Here is a 2,666-nt window from a genome sequence, read left to right on the forward strand (position 1 = left end):
CAATTATACGGACTTTATCGTTGCTAACTTTAATATTTACATTTGAATATTAAAATGTTACAGTACAGGCTAAGTATATTAATTAGTGAAAGGAGGTAATAGCTATTTTAGCTATTAAAGGGAATAGTCTGTCCTTTTTTAAACTAAACAATGATATAAAAACAGTTGCCGGAGCTTTGCCTCTACTATGGATAAGTTTAAAACAAGATCATCAACATACTTGTTTTATGTAGTGAAATATGCATATTTGTATGTTTTGACTTTCGGCACCGGTAATTTTTATCTGTGTTTTTTTTGTGTGCAAAAAGAAATTGATTCTTAGGGACTGCTACTCCTTTCCAATTATTCTAATTACCACTAGAGCAAATTGTGAAAGGATGAAAGAAATGAATTTTAATAATAAAACAAAGTATGGTAAAATACAGGAATTTTTAAGAAGTAATAATGAGCCTGATTATAGAATAAAACAAATAACCAATGCGATTTTTAAACAAAGAATTAGTCGATTTGAGGATATGAAGGTTCTTCCAAAATTACTTAGGGAGGATTTAATAAATAATTTTGGAGAAACAGTTTTGAATATCAAGCTCTTAGCAGAGCAAAATTCAGAGCAAGTTACGAAAGTGCTTTTTGAAGTATCAAAGAATGAGAGAGTAGAAACGGTAAACATGAAGTATAAAGCAGGTTGGGAGTCATTTTGTATATCATCACAATGCGGATGTAATTTTGGGTGTAAATTTTGTGCTACAGGCGACATTGGATTGAAAAAAAACCTAACTGTAGATGAGATAACAGATCAAGTTTTATACTTCCATTTATTAGGTCATCAAATTGATAGCATTTCTTTTATGGGAATGGGTGAAGCTCTAGCCAACCGTCAAGTATTTGATGCTCTTGATTCGTTTACGGATCCTAATTTATTTGCATTAAGTCCTCGTAGACTTTCTATATCAACGATTGGTATTATACCTAGTATCAAAAAAATAACCCAGGAATATCCTCAAGTAAATCTTACATTTTCATTACACTCACCTTATAGTGAGGAACGCAGCAAATTGATGCCAATAAATGATAGATACCCAATAGATGAGGTAATGAATATACTCGATGAACATATAAGATTAACTTCAAGGAAAGTATATATAGCTTATATCATGTTGCCTGGTGTAAATGATTCTCTTGAGCATGCAAACGAAGTTGTTAGCCTTCTTAAAAGTCGCTATAAATCAGGGAAGTTATATCATGTAAATTTGATACGATACAATCCTACAATAAGTGCACCTGAGATGTATGGAGAAGCAAACGAAGGGCAGGTAGAAGCCTTTTACAAAGTTTTGAAGTCTGCTGGTATCCATGTCACAATTAGAAGTCAATTTGGGATTGATATTGACGCTGCTTGTGGTCAATTATATGGTAATTATCAAAATAGCCAATAGTATTGAACAAGGTATATAGCTGATATAATAAGGTGAATTTTTAAATAATATTAATGCAATTAATATTATTTTGATAACTCAATTATGCTAGTATTTTCTTCAAATATGAATGGACTACTGGGTGGAAGATAATTAACTAATCTGTATTCTTCTAATTTGAAATGAATAAGTTTCAAAGTACTAAGATATAGGATTAGTCATCCATTTTTTTTAAATCAGTTTAACTAGATGTTTTGTTTGTCGAATGACAAAAAACTCTTATTTAGTATAAATGAATAGATAATCCTTCCAATAATAATTGGGAGGATTTTTTATTCTCCCTAAATACAAATGTAAGTTAATGAAATATATACTTGAAGATGTTTATGGCATTCTAAAAATGTAGTCTTTGGCAGTTAATTTATGTAGTCTCTCTAGAGAACAACTTGAAAGTATTCGGGAATGCGTTCAGCTTCATAAAACCCTCCTCAATTATATAATCTGAAACCCTCTTGCTAAGTTCTTCTTCAACTTTTTGAAAACCTTTTAATATCATTTGATTTCTCACTTTATTAGCGTTCGTAAAAGTACACTTTTATAGACAAAAAGGAAGAAGCTTTTTCTAGCTCCTTCCCTTCTGATAAGTGATCATAATTTAACTAAGCGTTCTATGAGTTTAGCTTCCGCATTGAAAAACCAGCTGCCAATTGTATCTTCTCCATTTTCATTCTTCAATTGCTATCTTTAGATAGGCAAAGGCGTAACTTTTCAGCAGTCTCTTTCTTGAATTAAATTTATATAGTTCATCAGTTCTGTTACCCCTTTAAATTGATTCATTAATTTGTTGTCCAAGTTCTTCAAAGCAAGCCGAAAGGAATGTTCAACTTTTTCATAGCTTGGTATGTCTATTTCATTTAACAGTTGTTTCATATTTTCAATATAATAAACAGTTTTTCTTAAACTGCTAATGACCAGTATTTTACGCAATTCGGATATAGAAAACATGCGGTAGCCGTTTTCTTTTTTTCTTTCCGAATGGACTAATCCTTCTGATTCCCAGTGGCGAATTGCCGAAGTGTTTACACCTGCCACTTCGGCAGCTTCTCCAATACTCATCCAGTCTTTTAACTTAATATTTTTATAGGTAGTAAAATCTGCTTTCTGAATCATAAGAAGTATTTCTTCTACTCTCTTTTTTTCTACTTGGATTTGATACTGTTGTTCATTTATTAGAGTCAAGTCCAGACTCCT

Annotated in this window: 2 protein-coding genes; one reads left to right on the forward strand and one right to left on the reverse strand. The window is 31.4% G+C overall.

Going from position 1 to position 2,666, the window contains the following annotated elements; translation table 11 throughout:
• The first annotated feature begins 386 nt into the window (after nucleotides 1-386).
• On the forward strand, nucleotides 387-1,436 hold the full coding sequence (gene cfr / locus KA893_RS13815) for a 23S rRNA (adenine(2503)-C(8))-methyltransferase Cfr (protein ID WP_001010505.1): 1,050 nt from the start codon (nucleotides 387-389) through the stop codon (nucleotides 1,434-1,436).
• 747 nt (nucleotides 1,437-2,183) lie between these two features.
• On the opposite strand, the gene KA893_RS13820 is transcribed toward cfr, so the two are convergent.
• A partial coding sequence (locus tag KA893_RS13820; RefSeq protein ID WP_204171401.1) for a MerR family transcriptional regulator occupies nucleotides 2,184-2,666 on the reverse strand: 483 nt, incomplete at its 5' end.

This window comes from Staphylococcus sp. GDY8P126P, from assembly GCF_017891965.1.
GTDB classification, from domain to species: Bacteria; Bacillota; Bacilli; order Staphylococcales; family Staphylococcaceae; genus Staphylococcus; species Staphylococcus saprophyticus.